Source organism: Labilibaculum euxinicum (assembly GCF_009795715.1).
Classification (GTDB): domain Bacteria; phylum Bacteroidota; class Bacteroidia; order Bacteroidales; family Marinifilaceae; genus Labilibaculum; species Labilibaculum euxinus.
On the sequence record NZ_WTCR01000005.1, the window covers coordinates 315,499 to 335,688 of the forward strand.

At 35.4% G+C, this 20,190-nt stretch carries 16 protein-coding genes; 5 read left to right on the top strand and 11 right to left on the bottom strand.

Annotated elements, in window-relative coordinates; genetic code table 11:
* Positions 1-24 precede the first annotated feature (24 nt).
* Positions 25-1,020 carry an NAD(P)H-dependent glycerol-3-phosphate dehydrogenase gene (locus GQR60_RS08850; RefSeq protein WP_124992568.1) on the top strand — a complete coding sequence of 332 codons (996 nt, stop codon included), beginning with the start codon at positions 25-27 and terminating at the stop codon, positions 1,018-1,020.
* A 227-nt stretch (positions 1,021-1,247) separates the two neighbouring features.
* Entirely contained in the window at positions 1,248-2,588 is a 1,341-nt protein-coding gene (locus tag GQR60_RS08855; protein WP_124992569.1) for a glucose-6-phosphate isomerase, read from the top strand.
* A 33-nt stretch (positions 2,589-2,621) separates the two neighbouring features.
* Here the strand turns inward: GQR60_RS08855 and GQR60_RS08860 are convergent, their stop codons facing one another.
* The 3 genes from GQR60_RS08860 to GQR60_RS08870 all read right to left on the bottom strand — a co-directional run bounded on the left by GQR60_RS08860 (position 2,622) and on the right by GQR60_RS08870 (position 7,127).
* The gene (locus GQR60_RS08860; RefSeq protein ID WP_191991604.1) at positions 2,622-2,927 is read right to left on the bottom strand and encodes a hypothetical protein; all 306 of its coding nucleotides are present in this window, start codon (positions 2,925-2,927) and stop codon (positions 2,622-2,624) included.
* Between the two features lie 161 nt (positions 2,928-3,088).
* Positions 3,089-5,590, bottom strand: coding sequence for a PAS domain S-box protein (locus GQR60_RS08865; RefSeq protein ID WP_124992570.1), 2,502 nt, complete (start codon positions 5,588-5,590; stop codon positions 3,089-3,091).
* A 184-nt stretch (positions 5,591-5,774) separates the two neighbouring features.
* Positions 5,775-7,127, bottom strand: coding sequence for a cyclic 2,3-diphosphoglycerate synthase (locus tag GQR60_RS08870; protein WP_124992571.1), 1,353 nt, complete (start codon positions 7,125-7,127; stop codon positions 5,775-5,777).
* A gap of 300 nt (positions 7,128-7,427) precedes the next feature.
* On the opposite strand from GQR60_RS08870, the gene GQR60_RS08875 reads away from it, so the two are divergent.
* Positions 7,428-8,066, top strand: a complete 639-nt coding sequence (locus GQR60_RS08875; protein ID WP_124992572.1) for an acyl carrier protein phosphodiesterase — start codon at positions 7,428-7,430, stop codon at positions 8,064-8,066.
* On the opposite strand, the gene rodA is transcribed toward GQR60_RS08875, so the two are convergent.
* From rodA to rsmA, 8 genes are all read right to left on the bottom strand, one after another.
* Positions 8,005-9,429 (bottom strand): rod shape-determining protein RodA, encoded by a 1,425-nt coding sequence (rodA, locus tag GQR60_RS08880; protein WP_124992573.1) that lies wholly within the window; start codon positions 9,427-9,429, stop codon positions 8,005-8,007. The two genes, GQR60_RS08875 and rodA, sit on opposite strands and share 62 nt — an antisense overlap.
* Before the next feature lie 14 nt (positions 9,430-9,443).
* Positions 9,444-11,300 carry a penicillin-binding protein 2 gene (gene mrdA, locus GQR60_RS08885; protein WP_124992574.1) on the bottom strand — a complete coding sequence of 619 codons (1,857 nt, stop codon included), beginning with the start codon at positions 11,298-11,300 and terminating at the stop codon, positions 9,444-9,446.
* 18 nt (positions 11,301-11,318) lie between these two features.
* The gene (gene mreD / locus GQR60_RS08890; RefSeq protein ID WP_124992575.1) at positions 11,319-11,822 is read right to left on the bottom strand and encodes a rod shape-determining protein MreD; all 504 of its coding nucleotides are present in this window, start codon (positions 11,820-11,822) and stop codon (positions 11,319-11,321) included.
* On the bottom strand, positions 11,819-12,646 hold the full coding sequence (mreC, locus tag GQR60_RS08895) for a rod shape-determining protein MreC (protein ID WP_124992576.1): 828 nt from the start codon (positions 12,644-12,646) through the stop codon (positions 11,819-11,821). The genes mreD and mreC overlap by 4 nt, the downstream gene beginning before the upstream one ends.
* A gap of 46 nt (positions 12,647-12,692) precedes the next feature.
* Positions 12,693-13,715 (bottom strand): rod shape-determining protein, encoded by a 1,023-nt coding sequence (locus tag GQR60_RS08900; RefSeq protein WP_124992577.1) that lies wholly within the window; start codon positions 13,713-13,715, stop codon positions 12,693-12,695.
* A 29-nt stretch (positions 13,716-13,744) separates the two neighbouring features.
* Entirely contained in the window at positions 13,745-15,277 is a 1,533-nt protein-coding gene (gene purH, locus GQR60_RS08905; protein ID WP_156195653.1) for a bifunctional phosphoribosylaminoimidazolecarboxamide formyltransferase/IMP cyclohydrolase, read from the bottom strand.
* 281 nt (positions 15,278-15,558) lie between these two features.
* Complete coding sequence (gene mgtE / locus GQR60_RS08910; protein ID WP_124992579.1) at positions 15,559-16,920, bottom strand: magnesium transporter; 1,362 nt, start codon at positions 16,918-16,920, stop codon at positions 15,559-15,561.
* A 23-nt stretch (positions 16,921-16,943) separates the two neighbouring features.
* Positions 16,944-17,735 carry a 16S rRNA (adenine(1518)-N(6)/adenine(1519)-N(6))-dimethyltransferase RsmA gene (rsmA, locus tag GQR60_RS08915; protein WP_124992580.1) on the bottom strand — a complete coding sequence of 264 codons (792 nt, stop codon included), beginning with the start codon at positions 17,733-17,735 and terminating at the stop codon, positions 16,944-16,946.
* Positions 17,736-17,951: 216 nt separating this feature from the next.
* On the opposite strand from rsmA, the gene GQR60_RS08920 reads away from it, so the two are divergent.
* Positions 17,952-18,971: a lysylphosphatidylglycerol synthase transmembrane domain-containing protein gene (locus tag GQR60_RS08920; RefSeq protein WP_191991605.1), complete on the top strand. Its 1,020-nt coding sequence runs from the start codon at positions 17,952-17,954 to the stop codon at positions 18,969-18,971.
* A gap of 1 nt (position 18,972) precedes the next feature.
* On the top strand, positions 18,973-20,154 hold the full coding sequence (locus tag GQR60_RS08925) for a hypothetical protein (protein WP_124992582.1): 1,182 nt from the start codon (positions 18,973-18,975) through the stop codon (positions 20,152-20,154).
* Positions 20,155-20,190: the final 36 nt, after the last annotated feature.

Consider the following 20,190-nt stretch of genomic DNA (forward strand, 5'->3'; position numbering starts at 1 on the left):
AACACCAGACTTATCAATAAATTCATGAACAAATCATCAAAAATTGCCATAATTGGTGGTGGTAGCTGGGCTACAGCTATTGCAAAAATCTTTATGGAAAATGTAGCAGAAATTAACTGGTACATGCGTAATCCGGATACCATTGACCAATTTAAGGAATTAGGTCATAACCCACGCTACATTACCAGTGCGGAATTTGACATCGACAAAATCAATTTCTCACATAATATTGATGAAATCGTAACAAATTCTGACATCATTGTTTTTGCAATACCATCCGCATTCTTGAAGAATGCACTAAAAAATCTTACGGTAAGCCTTGAAGATAAATTTATTGTATCAGCAATTAAAGGTATTGTTCCCGATGAAAATATGATTATTGGTGAATTCTTTAATGAAAAATACAATGTGCCAATTGACAACATCGGAATAATATCCGGTCCATGCCATGCGGAAGAAGTTGCATTGGAACGATTATCATATTTAACGATTGCCTCTCAGAATACAAAAAAAGCAAGAGTTTTGGCTCTAAAAATGGAATGTGCATATATTAAAACAACCATTTCCGATGATATTTACGGAACTGAATATTCGGCTGTTCTAAAAAATGTTATTGCCATCGCTTCCGGTATTTGTCACGGACTTCGTTATGGTGATAATTTTCAAGCCGTGCTGATATCAAACGCAATTCAGGAAATTAAACGATTTGTAGATACGGTTCATCCCATCACAAGAGATATTAAAAGCTCAGCTTATTTAGGCGATTTATTGGTCACCTGTTATTCTCAATTTAGTAGAAACAGAACTTTTGGAACCATGATTGGGAAAGGATATTCTGTGAAATTTGCTCAGTTAGAAATGCATATGATTGCCGAAGGATATTATGCGGTTAGTTGTATCAAAGAAATTAATGATAAATACAAGGTTCACATGCCAATTACCATGGCTGTTTATAATATTCTGTACGAAAAAATATCTCCTGCAATGGAAATCAAATTATTAACAGAAGATTTACGTTAAAGTTATTTTTCAATTGTAAATTTGTATTTTGAAAAACTTTTCATTTTACAAAAGTAAAAGTAACGCATTGCATGAATGCAGAATAAGAGAGATCGCAAAAGCATTCGTCAATTATTTTAGTTTGAAATACATTTAATTAATTATACACATTAAACCCATTTCTGTCTTTCGCTCTGAGGGGGTATCGGTTCTGACAGATCTGGATTTTACAACTTAATTTGAAAATAATGGAACACATCAAGTTGAGCTTTGAAAAATCTTTAAACTTCGTAAGCAAGGAAGAGATTTTCAAATTTAAAGAAGAAAGTCAAAAACATTTAACTGCTCTTCAAAAAGGAACCGGTAAGGGAAATGACTATGTTGGTTGGGTAGATTTACCTTCTCAGATTACTGAAGAAGAGCTAAATGATATCGAAGCAACCGCTTTATCTTTGAAAGATAAAGTAGAAGTATTGGTAGTAATTGGTATTGGAGGATCGTACCTGGGTGCAAAAGCTGTTAACGATGCTTTGGCTCATAGTTTCGATCAACTGAATATCGGTAACGAAAATCCGCTTGTATTGTATGCCGGACAAAATATCAGCGAGGACTATCTGTTCGAGTTAATGGACATTTTAAAAGATCTTGAGTTTGGTATTTGTGTAATATCTAAATCGGGAACAACTACCGAACCTGCTATTGCCTTTCGTTTGTTAAAAGAACTTTTGGAAGAAAATGTTGGCAAAGAGGAAGCTCGTGAAAGAATTATCGCTATTACAGATGCATCAAAAGGAGCTCTTAGAACTCTTGCTGTTCAGGAAGGCTACAAAACATTTGTAATTCCTGATGACGTTGGTGGTAGATTTTCGGTTTTAACTCCTGTTGGATTGCTTCCTATTGCGGTTGCAGGTCACGACATCAAGGAATTGGTAAAAGGCGCTAAATCGATGCAGGAATATTCAATAGCAACGGCATTCGAAGAAAATCCTGCATTACTATACGCAGCTACCAGAAATGCTCTTTACGCAAAAGGCAAAGGAATTGAAATTTTAGCCAATTACAATCCAAAACTGCACAATGTAGCCGAATGGTGGAAGCAACTTTACGGTGAAAGCGAAGGAAAAGAAAACAAAGGTATTTTTCCAGCCAGTGTTGATTTCACAAGTGATTTGCACTCAATGGGACAATATATTCAGGAAGGACAACGTAACATTTTCGAAACTGTTATTTCAATTGCTAAACCCAACCATACTGTAATTATTCCTGAAGATAAAGACAATCTTGACGGTTTGAACTTTTTGGCTGGAAGACGCATTGACGCGGTGAATAAAATGGCAGAATTAGGAACCCAATTGGCTCACGTTGACGGTGGTGTTCCAAATCTAAGAATTGAAATGCCTCAGTTGAATGAATTCTACTTAGGTGAATTGCTTTATTTCTTTGAAATTGCCTGTGGTGTAAGTGGTTACATTCTTGATGTAAACCCATTTGATCAACCCGGTGTTGAAGCATACAAAAGCAACATGTTTGCTTTGCTTGAAAAACCTGGCTTCGAAGAGGAAACTCAAAAAATCAAAGAGAAATTGTAGTCTCAGTTTCAATACTATAAAAAAAGATCAACTTTAGAGTTGATCTTTTTTTATTTCCTCACTTTGTAGCTCTTCTGCTAAACTCTTTTTTGCATCCCTTCGAATCCGTGTTTTTTTCCCCGCAAACTGCCCCAAAAAGAAAGCACTCACCATAATTGGATAGGTGTATAACTGAAAGCCCAAACCAAACAAATGCCGAAACAGGATTACAAATGGAATGGGTGCATGAATACAGACAAACCACATTACTGAGAACTTTTTAAATCCTTGCCTGATAAATCCAAATGGTATATTCAAAATAAAAGTTGAGAGAGCTGCTAAAAGTAAATTTAGTTCCATGCAAACGAATATATTAATAATATCTAATAAAACGGTGCGTAATCTCTTTAATAAAAACAAACTAATATTTACATTTGCCCCAATTAAAAATGCTTTAAATTATGCAGTACTCATCTCTAAACTAGAAGGAAGCTTGTTGGTGATATTCGACAGAAATCGAATTAATTCAGAACCCTTTTTACCTCAGTTAAAAAATTATCTTTAGTAATTGGCATTGCAATATAACCATGACATCCGGCTTCAATACAACGCTCTTCTTCCCCTTTCATAGTATAAGCTGCCTGAGCAATCACTTTTGTATCCTGATTCCTGTTTTTTATTAAAGCCATACAATCTTTCGTTGATTTACTATAAATGTTCATATCAAGAATAAGCAAATCAGGCATTAATTCATTCAACATGTTTATCATGATATTCTCATTTGAAGCATGAGAAATAGTAACATCTTCACCATCAAATAATTTTTGCAGATAAAGAAACGAGTTATAATCTTCCTCTGCAATTAATACCGATTTTCGGCCCATAGACTTCGTCCGCGTTACAACTTGTGAATCATCAGCACCAATTGTTTCATTTTTAGAATAGGGTAGTGTAAAATAAAAAGTACTGCCCTTTCCAACTATCGATTCAAACCTGATTTCACCTCCCAGAAGCTCAACAAGTCCTTTTGAAATGCTTAAACCCAATCCTGTTCCATCAGTAAACTGCTCTTCATCTCCTTGTCTGAAACGTTTAAAAATAATATCATGTCTGTTTTTAGGTATTCCGCAGCCTTCATCTTTCACATATACTTCGATTACTGTCTGCGACAAATATTCCTTAAAATTATATCCAACTTCCACCTTACCAACTTCTGAAAATTTGATCGCATTATTAAGCAAATTATCCAGAATTTGATGAAACCGATTAGAATCTGTAAAAACAGAAAGTCTCTCATACTCTTCCGGCAAATTCAAAACCAACTCGATATTAGGTTTGCTTTCTAATAACACTCCCCTTTTAACCACCTCTATACTGCTTACAAATAATTCGTGCAAATTGGTTTCCACTCTATGTACCGCCACCTGATCCAATTCCAATTTAGAGATATCTACAATATCATCAATAAGCTGTAACAGTCTATTCCCTGAATTTTGAATAATATTTATATACTGAGATTTTTCAGCATCATCCAATTCTGAATCAACAAGCAATTCTGAAAACCCCATAATTGCATTCATTGGAGTACGTATCTCATGACTCATATTAGCGAGAAAAATCGATTTCAATTTATCACTTTCCTCAGCCTTTTCTTTCGCCTTTAACAGCTCTCTTTCAGCCAGCTTTATATCCGTAATATCTCTTGAAACACCTAGAACTCCGATTAGCTTTCCTTCTACATCGTGCATTGGAGTTTTAATTGTCTCAGTTAAAAGTCTGTTTCCACTGGTAGCTGAAACAGCCCAATTGGTAAAGCGAACGCTTTTCGCACTATTTAAAACCTCCAAATCTTTTTCCCAGTAAAAATCAGCAATCTCCCGCGGATAAAAATCATAATCTGATTTGCCAATAAGAGCATTTCCCTTTAAACCATTAAATTTTTCGAAGTTCCTATTACAAGACAGATATATTCCCTTTGGATCTTTTAACCAAATCATTTCAGGAACAGTTTCAATCAGTATTTTTAAATGAGCTCTTTCATTTTCAACCAACGCCATGGCATTCTTACGCAAAGAAATATCACGGACCATAGCCCAAAATCCTTTGGGCTTACCTTTTTCGTCCTTCAACAAATAGATACGCAGTTCAACAGGAATCAAACTTCCATCTTTTCTTATACACTCCTTTTCATATACTCTGGAACTTCCGGATACGAGAACCTCTTCTTCCATTATTTTCTGATCAAATTCAAGCCATTTTAAAGGGGTTAAATCATGACAATTCATATGCGGCAACTCGTCAGAGGAGTAACCAAGCATTTCTTTGAATGCTGTGTTAAATTCGATCACATTAGCATCCATATCCAAAACAACAAATGCATCATTCATGCTTTCATACAAACGCGAATACTTTTCCTTTGTTCTGCTTAATGCGATTTTATTAGCCCTGTTTTGTAATTGTCGGTTCATGAATAATCCCAGCAACATATTGCCCAGTGGATAAATCGTTAGCAGGGGCCAGGAAATTTGCAGCAAAGTTGGCATGGCTTTTTCTGAAGGCAAAAATACAGAGCAACTAATCATCGCAAAATGAACGGCTACTCCTAAAAGTAAATATTTCAACCAATAAGATTTAACACCGATTTTAGTCCATATTTGTTTCCATAAAATACCTATCACACCTGAACTGATTATAACGGCAATTCCCATAAACATTCCTTCTCCGCCTAAAATAAACCGATAAGTACCTGTAATTAGAATTGCAATAATAGTAGGAATTACACCAAAAAATAACCCGGAAATGGAAAGAATAACTGAACGCGTATCAAAAACGACTCCAGTTGCCATTTCCCAGGAAGAAAGCATAAGAACAACACCAATAGCCCCTACAATTCCACCTGCTAATAATTGTTCCCATATGGATTTAAGACCAGTTCTTCTTACCCACAAATAATCATACAACATACTAAATGACAGCAATATTGCAGTATTCTGTATTAAGCTTAGAAACATGGAATTATTCATAAATAAAATAGTAGTAATTTCCTATTGTGGTTATAGTCTATAATAAGAGTGTTTTGTCTCTTATTTACAAAAAATGTATACTTCATTTTCTAAATAAAGTTTTGTTTTCATTCATATTTTATAATAAAAAAAAGAGCAGATTAAATCTACTCTTTTACAATAAAAAATAAAATTGCTTCACTATTCAAGCCATTTCCTTATTCAAATGATGCTTTTCAGTAAACTGATTTATTACATGAGATAATTTTGGATACCCAATCTCTTCCAAATCATAATAAACCCGCGTTGTAGGTTTTTTAATATTGATAATACGATTTAAGTCTATTGGAGTACCAATAATAACAGAATCGCAATCGCTGCTATTAATTGTAGTTTCCAAATCCTTAAGCTGTTGATCGGAATACCCCATGGCAGGTAAAATATTACCAATGTTTGGATAAATTTCGTAGGTTTCTTTCAACTTACCTGCAAGAAAAGGTCGGGCATCTATCTCTTCGGCAGCGCCAAATTTGCGTGCCGCAATTGTGCCTGCGCCAATCTTCATTTCACCATGAGTTAAAGTAGGTCCGTCTTCTACTATTAAAACACGTTTGCCACGAATCAACTCAGGATGATCAACTGTGATTGGTGAAGCTCCATCAATTACGATGGCGTTTGGATTTGCCAATGCAATATTTTCGCGGACTGTTTGAATTCCTTCCGGCGCGGCTGAATCCATTTTATTAATAACAACAACATCAGCCAACCGGAGATTAACTTCTCCCGGATAGTAATTCATTTCGGCTCCCGGACGATGAGGGTCCGCAACTGTAATTGTTAAATCCGGTTTGTAAAAAGAGAAATCATTATTACCTCCATCCCACAAAATAACATCACATCCATCCGGATCTTCCTCTGCCGCACGAACAATCGCCTCATAATCAACCCCAGCGTAAATTATATTTCCACGAGTAACATGTGGTTCATATTCTTCCATTTCCTCAACAGTACAATTGTGTTTTTTCAAGTCATCAACTGTTGCAAAACGTTGTACTTTTTGAGCAACCAAATCCCCATAAGGCATTGGGTGACGTATTGCAATCACCTTTAATCCTTTATTCATTAATTCTTCAATAACCTTTCTAGATGTTTGTGATTTACCACAACCGGTTCTTGTTGCAACCACAGCTATAACAGGCTTATGACTTTTTATCATTGTATCACCAGGTCCTAATAACTTAAAGTTAGATCCTGCCGCATTAACAATCGCACTAACGTTCATTACTTTTTTATACGGAACATCCGAATAAGAAAAAACACAATCATCTACACAATGTTCTTTAATTAATTTAACCAAATCCTCTTCTGCATAAATTGGAATTCCCTCCGGATACAATTCTCCGGACAATTCGGCAGGATATTTTCTTCCATCAATATCAGGAATTTGAGCTGCAGTAAATGCAACTACATTGTACTCCGAGTTGTCTCTAAAGTAAGTGTTGAAATTGTGAAAATCACGACCTGCAGCACCAATAATAATGACATTCTTTTTAGCCATAACTTTTGTTTCTTAAGTTAAAATTAATATTAGGTATGAACACTTAAAATTAAAACTTTAAAGGATTTTTTCTAATTTTAACGACTTTAAGTTGTAGATTTTGAGCCTGTTGCTTAACACGAGCAAAAAAATTGACTTTGTCACAAAACTGTCATAACTTATTTAGTTTTTCCGTTGTTATAAAACTTTTTAACTTCCATATTGTCAATACCCAAACACTTTCCCTTAAAAAAAGAAAATACAAAAATTAATTGAAATTATTATTTATTGCTTATTTTGGGGAAACAAGACTGATGAAACATGAATTTTTTAGCACACCAATACCTTTCAGGTAATTCGGAAAAAGTGAAGATTGGAAACTTTATTGGTGATTACATTAAGGGTAATAAATACAAGGATTATCATCCCGAAATTCAAAAAGGAATTCTCCTGCATCGAAATATTGATCACTTCACTGATCATCATCCAATTGTTTTACAAAGCTCAAACAGACTTAAAAATGGATATAAAAGATACTCAGGAGTTATTGTCGATATGATATATGACCATTTTTTAGCAAAAAAATGGAATAAATATCATACTCAGCCCATTTCAAGCTTTGTCAACAAATCACATGAAATATTAGTGAAGAACTATTTGATTCTTCCTCAGAAAGTAAAACTATTTCTTCCTTTCTTAATTCAAAGCAGAAGATTAGAAAGCTATTCAACAATTGACGGTTTACAAACTGCATTACAAATCATGTCACGCAGAACCAGTTTGCCCGATCAGACCGATTATGCAATAAAAACACTCCTCGATCAATATGAAGATATTGAAACTGAATTTGACTGCTTCATGAGTGATCTTATTAGCTATGTCAGCAATGAACATCAAATTATCGTAGCAACTCCATACGATTGGCATCTAAACGAAGAAATACGAATAACAAAATTGTAAACGCCCACAAGGAAGATCCTCCATAACTAAAAAATGGCAAAGGAATTCCTATAACCGGAGCAAGGCCAATTGTCATACCAACATTTATTGCCATATGAAAAAACAATATACAAGCTACTCCATATCCATATATCCGACTAAAAGGAGATCGTTGCCTTTCGGCCAAAAACAACAAACGAATTATTAGCAGTAATAGAAGGGATAAAACTGCAGTAGAACCAATAAATCCCCATTCTTCGCCTACCGTACAGAAAATAAAATCGGTACTTTGTTCGGGAACAAATTTAAATTTCGTTTGTGTTCCATTCAAAAATCCTTTTCCTGAAAATCCTCCGGATCCAATTGCAATTTTTGATTGAGCCACATTATATCCCGCACCGGAAGGATCCGACTCAATTCCTAACAAATCGTTTATACGTTCTTGCTGATGAGATTCCAAAACATTTTCAAACAAATAACTCACCGAAAATGTGAGGAACAAGCTGCCAACAGCAATCAACAAAACCCAAATGACATTCTTAAGTCGTTCTCTATAAATATAATATAAGAAGGGTACAATATTTAAACTTACTGATATTACTAATATCATATAGGTGGAAACATCCAATTGCAAAGCTTTAACTACACCCCAAACCAAACCAAAACCGATAAATAATGCTGACAGACCAATTATTATTTGTTTGAACCGAAGCCCCATAAATTTCAGACATACAAAAGAAAATCCTAAAATCATCAGAAGCACATATAACTTGGCTAAAAGAAGTGTTACTATAAATAATACTGCTGATAAAAAACCAACAAATAAAACAATACCTGAAAGTCCTTCCCTGTATAACACCAATATGAAAACCACATATACCAAAGCCGATCCAGCGTCTCGCTGCAGAATTATTAAAACAGCCGGAGTGAATAAAATAACTCCTGCTACAACCAAAGACTTAAATTTGTGTATTTTAAAATTAAACTGGCTTATGTATCGTGAAATAGCCAGACAAGTTGCAAATTTAGCAAACTCTGCAGGTTGTAAACGAATTCCTCCAATCTCAAACCATGATCGGGCACCGTTGACCTCCCTTCCAAATATTAGTACGGCAACAAGTAGGAAAATCATGACCAAATAGGTGGGATAAGCGAATGCGGAGAAAAATTTACCTTCTATAATCAGAATAACCATCGCGAGGAAGAAAGCTGCTCCTATCCACATTAATTGTTTTCCATATCTCTGACTAATATCAAAAATACTTTGATGTTCTTCATTGTATACTGCGGCGTAAATATTTATCCATCCAAGAAAAACAAGCAGAACATATATAAAAATTGTCCACCAATCCAGATTCTTTATTAAACTTACCTTTCTTGTCATCCCAACGTTATTATTTATTCAACAACTCCTGCACTGGGAGCTGCTGCCTGATTAATTAAATCAGCATCAAGCATCCTCTTTTCCAGCCATTTTTTGTTTTCAGAAATCTCCCCTTTTAGATATTTTTCGATCATTAAACCTGAAATCGGTGCTGCATATCTACTTCCCCACACTCCATTTTCAACATAAACAACAATAGCAATCTTCGGATTTTCTCTTGGCGCAAATGCAACAAAAACAGAATGATCTGCTTCGTCGGAATTCTGAACTGTTCCTGTTTTACCACACACACGAATATCTTTAATCGCTGCCAATGCTCCAGTACTTCCCTCACCTCCTGTAACTACCATTTCCATACCATCAATTACAGGTGTAAAATTAGAAGAGTCTACACTGGTATAATGTTTTTCCAGATACTTTTTCCCTAAAGCCCCATCCTCTCCAACAGCCTTTACGATATGAGGAATATAATAATAACCTCTATTGGCAATTGCAGCTATCATATTTGCCATCTGCATTGGTGTTATCTGCAATTCACCCTGTCCTATTGCAAGGGAGATTGCATTTAAGGCCCTCCAATTCTTACGATACTTAGTCTGATAATATTCGTTTGTGGGAATAGAACCTGTTTTTTCATTCGGCAAATCAATGCCAAGTTCACTTCCAAAACCAAAAGAAGTGACATGTTTTCTCCATGCAGTATACCCATCCTGAACAGAACCAAACTTAGGACTTTCCAAAACATAACGAAATACATTTGCAAAGTAAGCATTACAGGATTGCTGAATTGCATGACGCAAATCCAAAGGAGATGCATGAGAATGACATCCCATCGTAAAATTACCAACATGATAACCACTGTGACATTCAAATCTTGTAGCAGGGCTGATTACATTTTCCTGAAGAGCAACCAAAGCATTTACTAATTTAAATATTGACCCTGGAGGATACAGCGCTTGCATTGTTCGATCAAACAAAGGCTTCAATGAATCATTTTGAACCATCATCTGATAATTCTTATTCATTGCACGCCCAACAAACATTTCAGGATCATATCCCGGACTGGATACTTTTGCTAATATTTCACCAGTGTGGGGTTCAATCGCAACAATTCCGCCTTTTTTATTTTGCATCAACAACTCACCGTATTGCTGTAAATCGATATCTAAACTCGTGTGTAAATTTTTACCTGAGACTGCTTTTTCATCGAATTTCCCATTCCGAAACGATCCTTTTATTCGATTAAAAACATCAACCCAATAAATCTTTACTCCCTTTTCGCCACGAAGCTCTTTTTCATATGTTCTTTCTATACCACTTTTCCCAATATAGTCTCCTTGTCTAAAATACGGATCACTTTTAATCTCCTGATTGGTTACTTCTCTAAGATATCCTAAAGCGTGGGCAGCACTTTTGAATGGATATTTCCGCAATGTTCTCGTCTGAACAAAGAAACCGGGAAATTTATATAACTTCTCCTGCAAAACAGCATATCTTTCAGACGACAACTGTTTTAAAAAAATAGATGCCTTTCGATAAGAATAATGCTTTGCCTTAGCAATTCCTTCAATTAATTCTAATTTTTCTATTCCCAATAATTGGCAAAAATCTGTGGTGTCAAAAACTTCCAATTGTCTGGGAATCAACATCAGATCGTAAGCTGCCTGATTGTACACCAACAATTTTCCATTCCTATCATAAATTAATCCCCTTGCCGGATATTGTGTTACCTGCCTTTGAGAATTATTCTCAGCAGATAATTTATAGGTGTCATCAATTATTTGAAGGTTAAATAAACGGATAATGAAAATTAGAACAACCAGAATGAATATTCCGCCAATAATGTATTTTCGGTTTGAGAAATTATTCATTTTATATTATTAATTGATCTATTTTTTAAAAAGTAAGAATTGAGATGTAATGAGTAAGCTTAAAGTAAAGAATGTACTAAGAATGATTCTGGTTATGGTTTCACTTAGATTGGAAAAAGAAAATACTTCTATAAAAAACAAAAAGCTATGATGAGCAATGACTAATATCAAGCAATACTTAAAGAACCATCCAAATCCATAATGAAGAATACTCGGCGTTGTCCCTTGTTCATAACCATCTCTTACTGACAAATAATTTAATATGTATGGACGCAAGTACGCCATAAAGACACTGGCGGATGCATGCATACCAAGAGTATTGGAGAAAAGATCTACACTTAATCCCAAAAAAAACGACAAAACCAACAAAAGCCAGTTCGGAGTCTCAAATGGAAGTAATAAGATGAATAAGATATACATATAAGGATTTAAAAAACCACTTATTTGAATATTATTTAATATGGCAACCTGGATAAATACAAGAACCACAAATCTTATTATATTTTTTACGATCTGATTCATTCGACCACCTCCTTTTCAAGTTCCAAGCGTTCAGTTTTCATCAAATCACCAATAACTTTCACGTATGACAGACTTTTAAAATCATTGGAAAAGGCGATTCTCAATTCATGAAAATTACCTCCTGAGCTTGGCAAAATTTCCTGTACTGTACCCAGCAATATTCCCTCTGGAAAAATTGATGAATAACCACTAGTAACAATTGTATCTCCTGTCTGAATTAACACATGTATCGGAACCTCATACAAACGTGCTGATTTATAATCTCTTCCATCCCAGGAAAGGGAACCAAAATAATTGTTCTTCTTAATTTTAGCCGAAACACTTATTCGGCTATTCAATAAAGAAATTACGGTCGAAAAATTATTTGAAACACTTTTTACAACACCAACAACACCATGATCTGTAACTACAGCCATCTCTGGCTGAATGCCATTTAACTTGCCTTTATTCAAAGTAATATAATTCAGTTGTTTATTAACAGAATTATTAATGATTTTGGCGGTTCGATAAAGGTATTGCTGTTGATATAAAGAATCATTATAAAGAACAGACGAATCGACTGACATCTTGTATGATTCAGCCAGAATATTTTTCAATCGGGTATTTTCTTTATTTAATTCTTCGTTTGTTTCAGCCAAAGCCAAATAATCGGTCATGGATGAAACTTTCTCATAAAGACTTCCGGTAAGGGCGTTACTCGAATTCAGGTACTCTGTCTTTTGATAGTTATTGTAGCTGACTAACAATAACATGCAAAAAATTTCAATTACAACAAAAATGATCGTAAAATGAAATCTTACGATAAAATGTAATAAATTCTTCATTCAAAAAATCAAATCCCTGTTAAACCAAAATAAGTTTCGTTCCTGATTATCTCATCAGAAACGAAAACTTATCTACATTTTTTAGTGCAATTCCAGTACCACGTGCAACTGCCCTTAATGGATCTTCCGCAATGTGAAATGGAATATTTATTTTATCTGTTAATCGCTTATCTAATCCGCGAAGCAATGCTCCACCACCGGCAAGGTAAATTCCTCTATTTACAATATCAGCGTATAATTCCGGAGGTGTTTGCTCCAATGCACTTAAAATTGCGATTTCAATTTTCGAGATTGATTTCTCCAGACAATGAGCAATTTCCTGATAAGATACAGGTACTTCAATAGGAAGTGCTGTCATCTGATTTGGTCCTTGCACCCGAAAATCATTTGGTGGCTCTTCCAACTCAGACAATGCAGATCCAACCTGAATTTTTATTTCCTCAGCAGTTCTTTCACCAATTTTGATATTGTGCTGATGACGCATATACTCCTGTATATCAGAAGTCAAATCATCACCTGCAATACGAATCGATTTATTAGTTACAATTCCACCCAATGAGATCACTGCTATTTCAGTTGTTCCTCCTCCTATATCTACTACCATATTTCCTTCAGGCGCTTCAACATCAATACCGATACCTATAGCTGCCGCCATTGGCTCATAAATCATGTATACATCACGTCCTCCGGCATGCTCTGAAGAATCACGCACCGCTCTCATTTCAACTTCCGTACTTCCCGAAGGAATACAAATCACCATGCGTAATGATGGTGGAAACAGACGAGGTTTTTTGTTGATCATCTTGATCATCCCACGAATCATTTGCTCTGCAGCATTAAAGTCAGCAATTACGCCATCTCTAAGCGGACGAATCGTTCTTAGGTTTCCGTGGGTTTTGCCCTGCATCTGGCGAGCCTTTTCGCCAATCGCAACCATTTTTTCGGTGCGACGATCAATAGCTACAATTGATGGTTCATCAACTACAATCTTATCATTACAGATAATAATCGTATTTGCTGTCCCTAAGTCAATCGCGATCTCCTGAGTTAAAAATGAAAAAAATCCCATATGGTAGTATAAATCTCTGTTATCTTATTTTAATGCTTAAAATGTCTCATTCCTGTAAATATCATAGCAATTCCAAATTTGTTAGCTGCCTCAATAGAATCCTTATCTCTTATCGAACCTCCTGGTTGAATAATAGCAGTTATTCCTGCTGCATGAGCTGCTTCTACACAATCTGAGAATGGGAAAAATGCATCAGAAGCTAAAACACTTCCTGCAATTCGATCCTCCCCCTGACGAATAGCATTTTCCAAGGCCCAAATACGACTTACCTGTCCCGGACCAACACCACATGTCGTTTTATTTTTTGCTATGGCAATTCCGTTTGATTTTGCATGTTTCACTGTTTTCCATGCAAACATCAAATCCTCCATTTCACTTTCTGATGGTTCTCTTTCGGTAACTACTTCTAATTTTTCACCAATTAATTCCTTATCCATTTCCTGAATTAAGAAACCTCCTAAAACAGTTTTCCCTTTAAATGAGGAATAATCCGATTTTAAAATCTCCGGCAATTCCAATAATCTTAAATTCTTCTTCGCTGTTAATACTTCCAAAGCTTCTTTGCTAAATGATGGAGCAACTATTACTTCCAGAAAAATTCCACTCATAATTTCGGCCGTTGCCTTATCAATTTCACGATTTGAAGCCACTATTCCACCATAAATTGAAACCGGATCAGCATCATAAGCTTTTTGAAAAGCTTCTGAAATTGTTTTGGCACTACCAATTCCACATGGATTAGCATGCTTAGCAGCAACAATTGTAGGCTCTTCAAACTCTTTTAAGGTTTCCAAAGCTCCATCTGTATCTCCAATATTGTTGTAAGATAGTTCTTTACCATGGATTTTATTAGCCGCTGTTAAAGTTCCTTCCGTTTCTTGAATTTGGCTATAAAAAGTCGCATTCTGATGAGGGTTCTCTCCGTAACGAAGATCTTGCATCTTTTCGTATGTGAGAGTTAATGTTTTTGGAGATGTAATTTTTAGTTTTTTATTGAAATACCCGGAAATCAATGCATCGTAATGAGCAGTATGCTCAAATACTTTAGCTGCTAAATATTCTTTTGTTTCTAAACTAGTGTCTTCGCCTGATTTTAATTCATCAATTACTTTTGAATAATCTTCAGGATCAGTAATTACACTAACAAACTTATAATTTTTGGCAGCAGCTCTCAACATTGTTGGACCACCTATATCAATATTTTCAATAATTTCCTCGTGACCAGCCTCAGGATTTAAAATTGTTTCTTTGAATGGATACAAATTACAAACAACGATATCAATAGGCTCAATTCCCAACTCATTCATTTGAGCGATGTGGGTTTCATTATCCCGAATTGCTAAAATTCCACCTTCAACATTTGGATGCAGCGTTTTTACACGTCCATCAAAACATTCAGGAAATTTAGTAAGATCTGAAATGTCCATTACAGGAATTCCCTCAGCCTTAAATTTAGCAGAAGTTCCACCTGTAGAGATGATTTCCCATCCTAAACCTGTTAATTCTCTAGCAAATTCAACAACATTTGTTTTATCAAACACACTGATCAGCGCTCTCTTCATAATTCTCTTATTTGGATAATTTTATAAAATGGCGTAAACTTTATTTTCTCTCGAAAAATAAAATAGGCTCAGACAAGACTGTAAATACTTTAATAATAGACACTTACCTAACCTCAAAAAACCTCACGCAAAGTTAAGAAAAACCTAAAAAAAACACGGTCTAAAAAAGATTTTTATTGAACTTTTTCATTGAAAAAAAATATCAAGCAACTTTTCATACAAAAAACTATTTTTTATACTTGAAATTTCCATTCTAATAAAATTACTCTCAAAAAGCAGAACTAAATGACGCTTAAAAAATAGGCTCCAATTGATAGATAAATAAAAAGACCCACGATATCATTCAAGGTAGTTACAAAGGGACCAGTTGCCAAAGCAGGGTCAATTTTCATTTTATGCAGAGTTAATGGAATTAGTGTACCAAATATTGATGCAAAAATAATAACTGAGAACAATGCAACCGACACACTTATTGTTAAACTAAAAGAATGCCCAACCAGAAATAAATTAACAATAAAAACCAAGCCCGAACAAATTATACCATTTAGGAATGCACCCATCAGCTCTCTTAACAACCGGCTGATTGTACTTTCAAAACCCAATGAATTACTTGCCAACCCCTGAACAATAATCGCCGCCGATTGAACACCAACATTTCCTCCCATTGCAGTAATCAACGGAATAAAAAATGCCATAGCTGTATAGTTTCCCAAATCACCTTCGTGCCTTGATATTACAAAGGCACTTATAAGTCCCCCCATTAAACCAATTAACAACCAAGGAAGACGCGCTCTTGTTTGAATCCAAACCGAGTCACTTGACTCAACATCTTCGGTAAGACCAGATGCCATTTGGTAATCTTTCTCGGCCTCATCACGAATCACATCTACAACATCATCAATGGTAATGCGTCCCATTAATCGTCCGATGCTATCTATAACCGGTATTGCCACAAGGTCATACTTCTCCATGATTCGGGCCACTTCCTCATCCGGCTCATCGGTATGAACCGACATAACATCCGGCTGATAAATATTACTGATTTTTGCTGATGTCGGACTCAAAATCATAATCTTTAAGGAAAGAGTACCCTTTAAAATACCATCATCATCAACAACATACACATAGTAAATCTCATCAATATCTTCAGCTTGGCGGCTTAATTCTCTCAGACAGGTCAGAACGGTCCAATTCTCATTAACCATCACCAACTCTTTCGCCATCAATCCTCCGGCAGTATCTTCATCGTAATGAAGTAAATCTACAATGTCGCCCGCTTGTTCAATATCTCCAATATGGGAGAGAATCTCCTCTTGCTGCTCTTCGGACATACCACCAATCACATCGGCAGCATCATCAGAATCCATCCTGTGAATAAACTGCTTTGCAATAACTTCAATAGGAAGAACTTTTAAAAACCGATCCCGGTCATCTTCTTCCAATTCAGCTAAAACGTCTGCAGCCGTATCAATATCGAGAAGTAAATACAGAAATTTAGCCTCCTCTGTATTTAGCTCATCATATATTTCGGCAATATCAGCAGGATGCAATCCATCCATCATACCAATTGCCCCGGCCTCATCCTTCTCTTCGATAATTCTTTTTAACTGATCGATGTACTCGCGAGTCAATTCAAATTGCATATCAATGTATTTTAGTTGTGATTTTATTCTCTTAATTCCGTGTTTATTAATTCTTCAATTTTATTGGTCAAATAAACAAACTGATCTACTGATAATTGCTCTGGCCTTTGAGCCATAAGTTCATCATCAAGCTTGTAATCGCCCAATACCGATTTTAAAGAATTTCGCAAGGTTTTCCGGCGCTGATTGAATCCGGATTTAACGACTCGGAAGAATAGTTTTTCATCACAAGCCAATCTGCCGGTAGTATTCCTTTCCATACGAATTACTGCAGATTTAACTTTTGGAGGTGGGTCGAATACCGTTTCGCTAACAGTAAACAAATATTCTATATTATAAAAAGCCTGCATAAGCACACTTAAGATACCATATGTTTTATTTCCAGGAACAGCGGCCATTCTTTCCGCAACTTCTTTCTGAATCATTCCTACAACTTCAGGGATTTGATCTCTATAATCCAAAACTTTAAAGAATATTTGAGAGGAAATATTGTAAGGAAAGTTCCCAATTACAGCAAAAGGCTCCGAAAATAGTCTTGATAAATCATATTTCAGAAAATCCTCTCCAATTATTCTTCCTGATAATTCCGGAAAATTTTTATTTAAATAAGCTACGGACTCTCTATCTATCTCAACAACATGAGTTTCAAATCTCTCTTCTTTAAGTAAATATTGTGTTAACACTCCCATTCCCGGGCCAACCTCAAGCACCTTCGAAACGTTATCAGCCTTCATACTTGCCACTATTTTTTTGGCAATATTCAAATCTTTTAAGAAATGCTGCCCTAAACTCTTTTTTGCCCTAACGTATCCCATATCCATCCAATTAATCCCTTTTATTTCAGCATCTCAAACTAACAAAAATTAAAAACAGCAGCTTTTCAAAGGAGATTTCAAACATTTACTTATTTTTGTAGCTGATTTATCGCCCGGCAAATTTAGGACTTAATAATAGAAACACAGCTTATACTTGCTTAAAATTTAACTTCAGTTAGTTTTTTCTATAAAATCCTAACTCTAAAATTATCAATTTTGAAGAAAAATCTCATACATATCATAAAATTTCTAATCTTCTTTTCAATTAGTTGTTTCTTATTTTGGTACGTTTACCGAGGTCAAAATACTTCTGAGCTAATTTTCACTTTAAAAAATGAAGTCAATTATTACTGGATTCTTCTTTCGCTGTTTTTTGGTCTGCTGAGTCACATCAGCAGAACCATTCGATGGAATATGCTCATTGAATCCTTAGGAAAAAAACCCAGAACAATCAATACTTTTCTTGCGGTTATGGTCGGTTACTTTGCGAATCTTGCACTCCCAAGAATGGGCGAAATTTCAAGATGTGGTTTAATCAGCAAGTATGAAAATATTTCTTTTTCCAAATTGATCGGCACAGTAGTTCTTGAAAGAGTACTGGATATAATCATGCTAATCATTTTTCTGTTAATAGCATTATCAACACAATTTTCGGTTATCTCTCATTTCTTCTCAAATAATCCTGAAGTCAGCAGCAAGCTATCAAATGTATTTGCATCCGCAAATACTCTATATGTAATTGTTGCTGTATCAATCCTAATCTGGATTTTAAGAAAAAAATTTAAAAACACAGTTGTTTTTAAGAAGATTGATCAAACTCTTTCCAATTTTATGGCTGGCTTTCGCGCCATTAAGAAACTCGATAACAAATGGTCGTTTGTCTTCCATACTGTCTTTATTTGGATTATGTATTATTTGATGACATATATCTGTTTCTTCAGTTTCGGATTTACATCAAATCTTCCCGCGATTGCCGGACTGACCGTTTTTGTAATGGGTAGTTTTGGAATGGTTGCTCCCGTTCAAGGAGGAATTGGTGCCTGGCATTTTATGGTGATCGGAACTCTCCTGATTTACCTTCCTGAAGTTGCCAACATCGAAACCATGTCGAAAAGCTTTGCTCTTGTTGTGCACGGTGCACAAACAGCTATGATTATCATACTAGGTGCAGCCTCAGTAATTGCTCTTCCAATAGCAAACCGAAAGCAAGTGAAATTAATAAAGTCCAAAATTTGAGATGAGAATCGATTTTACCATTATTGAAGTTAACGATCTTAATTCAAAAAGAGAATTCATTGAACTTCCGGTACGACTTTATCAGAAAATGAAAAACTGGATTCGGCCTCTGGATTCGGACATTGAGAAGGTTTTTGATCCGAAACAAAACAAAATGTTTACTCATGGAGAATGCATACGCTGGATTCTTCAGGATCAAAATAAACAAACAATAGGCAGAATCGCAGCTTTTATAGACCATAAAACAAAAGATCTAAACGATCAGCCAACTGGAGGGCTGGGCTTTTTCGAATGTATTAACAATAAAGACGCAGCCTTCGCTCTATTTGACACTTGCAAAAATTGGCTGAAAGACAAACAAATTGAAGCCATGGATGGACCAATTAATTTTGGAGAAAGGCATCAATGGTGGGGACTTCATGTTGACGGAGATCACAAACCTGTTTATTGTATGCCTTACCATTTTAAATACTATCAGGATTTTTTCGACTCTTACGGATTCCAAGTCTACTTTAAACAATATACTTACCGAACTAAGTTTGCAGTCGAAAGCTTGAGTGAAATTATAAAATGGAAAGCTAAAAGACTTCTAAACAACAACGAATACCAGATAATCCATTTCAACAAAAAAAACTCAGACAAACTGATAAAGGATTTTGTACACGTCTACAACGAAGCCTGGGTGAAGGAAATACCAGGCATTGAAGGTATTTCCGAACAACAAACTCAAGACCTGTTCAAGACCTTAAAACCAATCATGCATGAAAAATTGATGTGGTTTGCCTATCACAAAAAAGAACCCATTGGCTTTTTCATAATGATTCCGGACTTAAATGAACTTCTGCAGCATATAAATGGTAAAATGAACCTTTATGCAAAACTTCGCTTCATCTACTACAAACACCTGCAAAAAAACAAAAATGCATTGGGCCTAATATTCGGAGTGGTTCCTGAGTTTCAAAAGCGTGGTATCGAGGCCGCAATGATTTACGAATTCTCCAAATCGGGTTTTGATTCAAGTTTTCCATTTTTAAATTTGGAAATGAATTGGATAGGTGATTTCAATCCAAGAATGAGCCATTTGATGGATCACATTGGAGCAAAAGTCTACAAAACTCATTATACTTACCGAAAGTTGTTCGATGAAACAAAAGAATTTAAACGGTCCGTAATTATAAAATAAAAAAGCTGCTCGACTTTGAGCAGCTTTTGCTGTATT

Coding starts and splice junctions, on each gene's coding strand:
- GQR60_RS08870 (WP_124992571.1), bottom strand. CDS start 7,127: ATGGCTAAAAAGAATGTCATTATTATTGGTGCTGCAGGTCGTGATTTT.
- purH (WP_156195653.1), bottom strand. CDS start 15,277: ATGAAGAGAGCGCTGATCAGTGTGTTTGATAAAACAAATGTTGTTGAA.
- mreC (WP_124992576.1), bottom strand. CDS start 12,646: ATGAAGAATTTATTACATTTTATCGTAAGATTTCATTTTACGATCATT.
- GQR60_RS08925 (WP_124992582.1), top strand. CDS start 18,973: ATGAGAATCGATTTTACCATTATTGAAGTTAACGATCTTAATTCAAAA.
- rsmA (WP_124992580.1), bottom strand. CDS start 17,735: ATGGGATACGTTAGGGCAAAAAAGAGTTTAGGGCAGCATTTCTTAAAA.
- GQR60_RS08860 (WP_191991604.1), bottom strand. CDS start 2,927: ATGGAACTAAATTTACTTTTAGCAGCTCTCTCAACTTTTATTTTGAAT.
- mgtE (WP_124992579.1), bottom strand. CDS start 16,920: ATGCAATTTGAATTGACTCGCGAGTACATCGATCAGTTAAAAAGAATT.
- GQR60_RS08855 (WP_124992569.1), top strand. CDS start 1,248: ATGGAACACATCAAGTTGAGCTTTGAAAAATCTTTAAACTTCGTAAGC.
- GQR60_RS08850 (WP_124992568.1), top strand. CDS start 25: ATGAACAAATCATCAAAAATTGCCATAATTGGTGGTGGTAGCTGGGCT.
- GQR60_RS08900 (WP_124992577.1), bottom strand. CDS start 13,715: ATGGGATTTTTTTCATTTTTAACTCAGGAGATCGCGATTGACTTAGGG.
- rodA (WP_124992573.1), bottom strand. CDS start 9,429: ATGACAAGAAAGGTAAGTTTAATAAAGAATCTGGATTGGTGGACAATT.
- mrdA (WP_124992574.1), bottom strand. CDS start 11,300: ATGAATAATTTCTCAAACCGAAAATACATTATTGGCGGAATATTCATT.
- GQR60_RS08865 (WP_124992570.1), bottom strand. CDS start 5,590: ATGAATAATTCCATGTTTCTAAGCTTAATACAGAATACTGCAATATTG.
- GQR60_RS08875 (WP_124992572.1), top strand. CDS start 7,428: ATGAATTTTTTAGCACACCAATACCTTTCAGGTAATTCGGAAAAAGTG.
- mreD (WP_124992575.1), bottom strand. CDS start 11,822: ATGAATCAGATCGTAAAAAATATAATAAGATTTGTGGTTCTTGTATTT.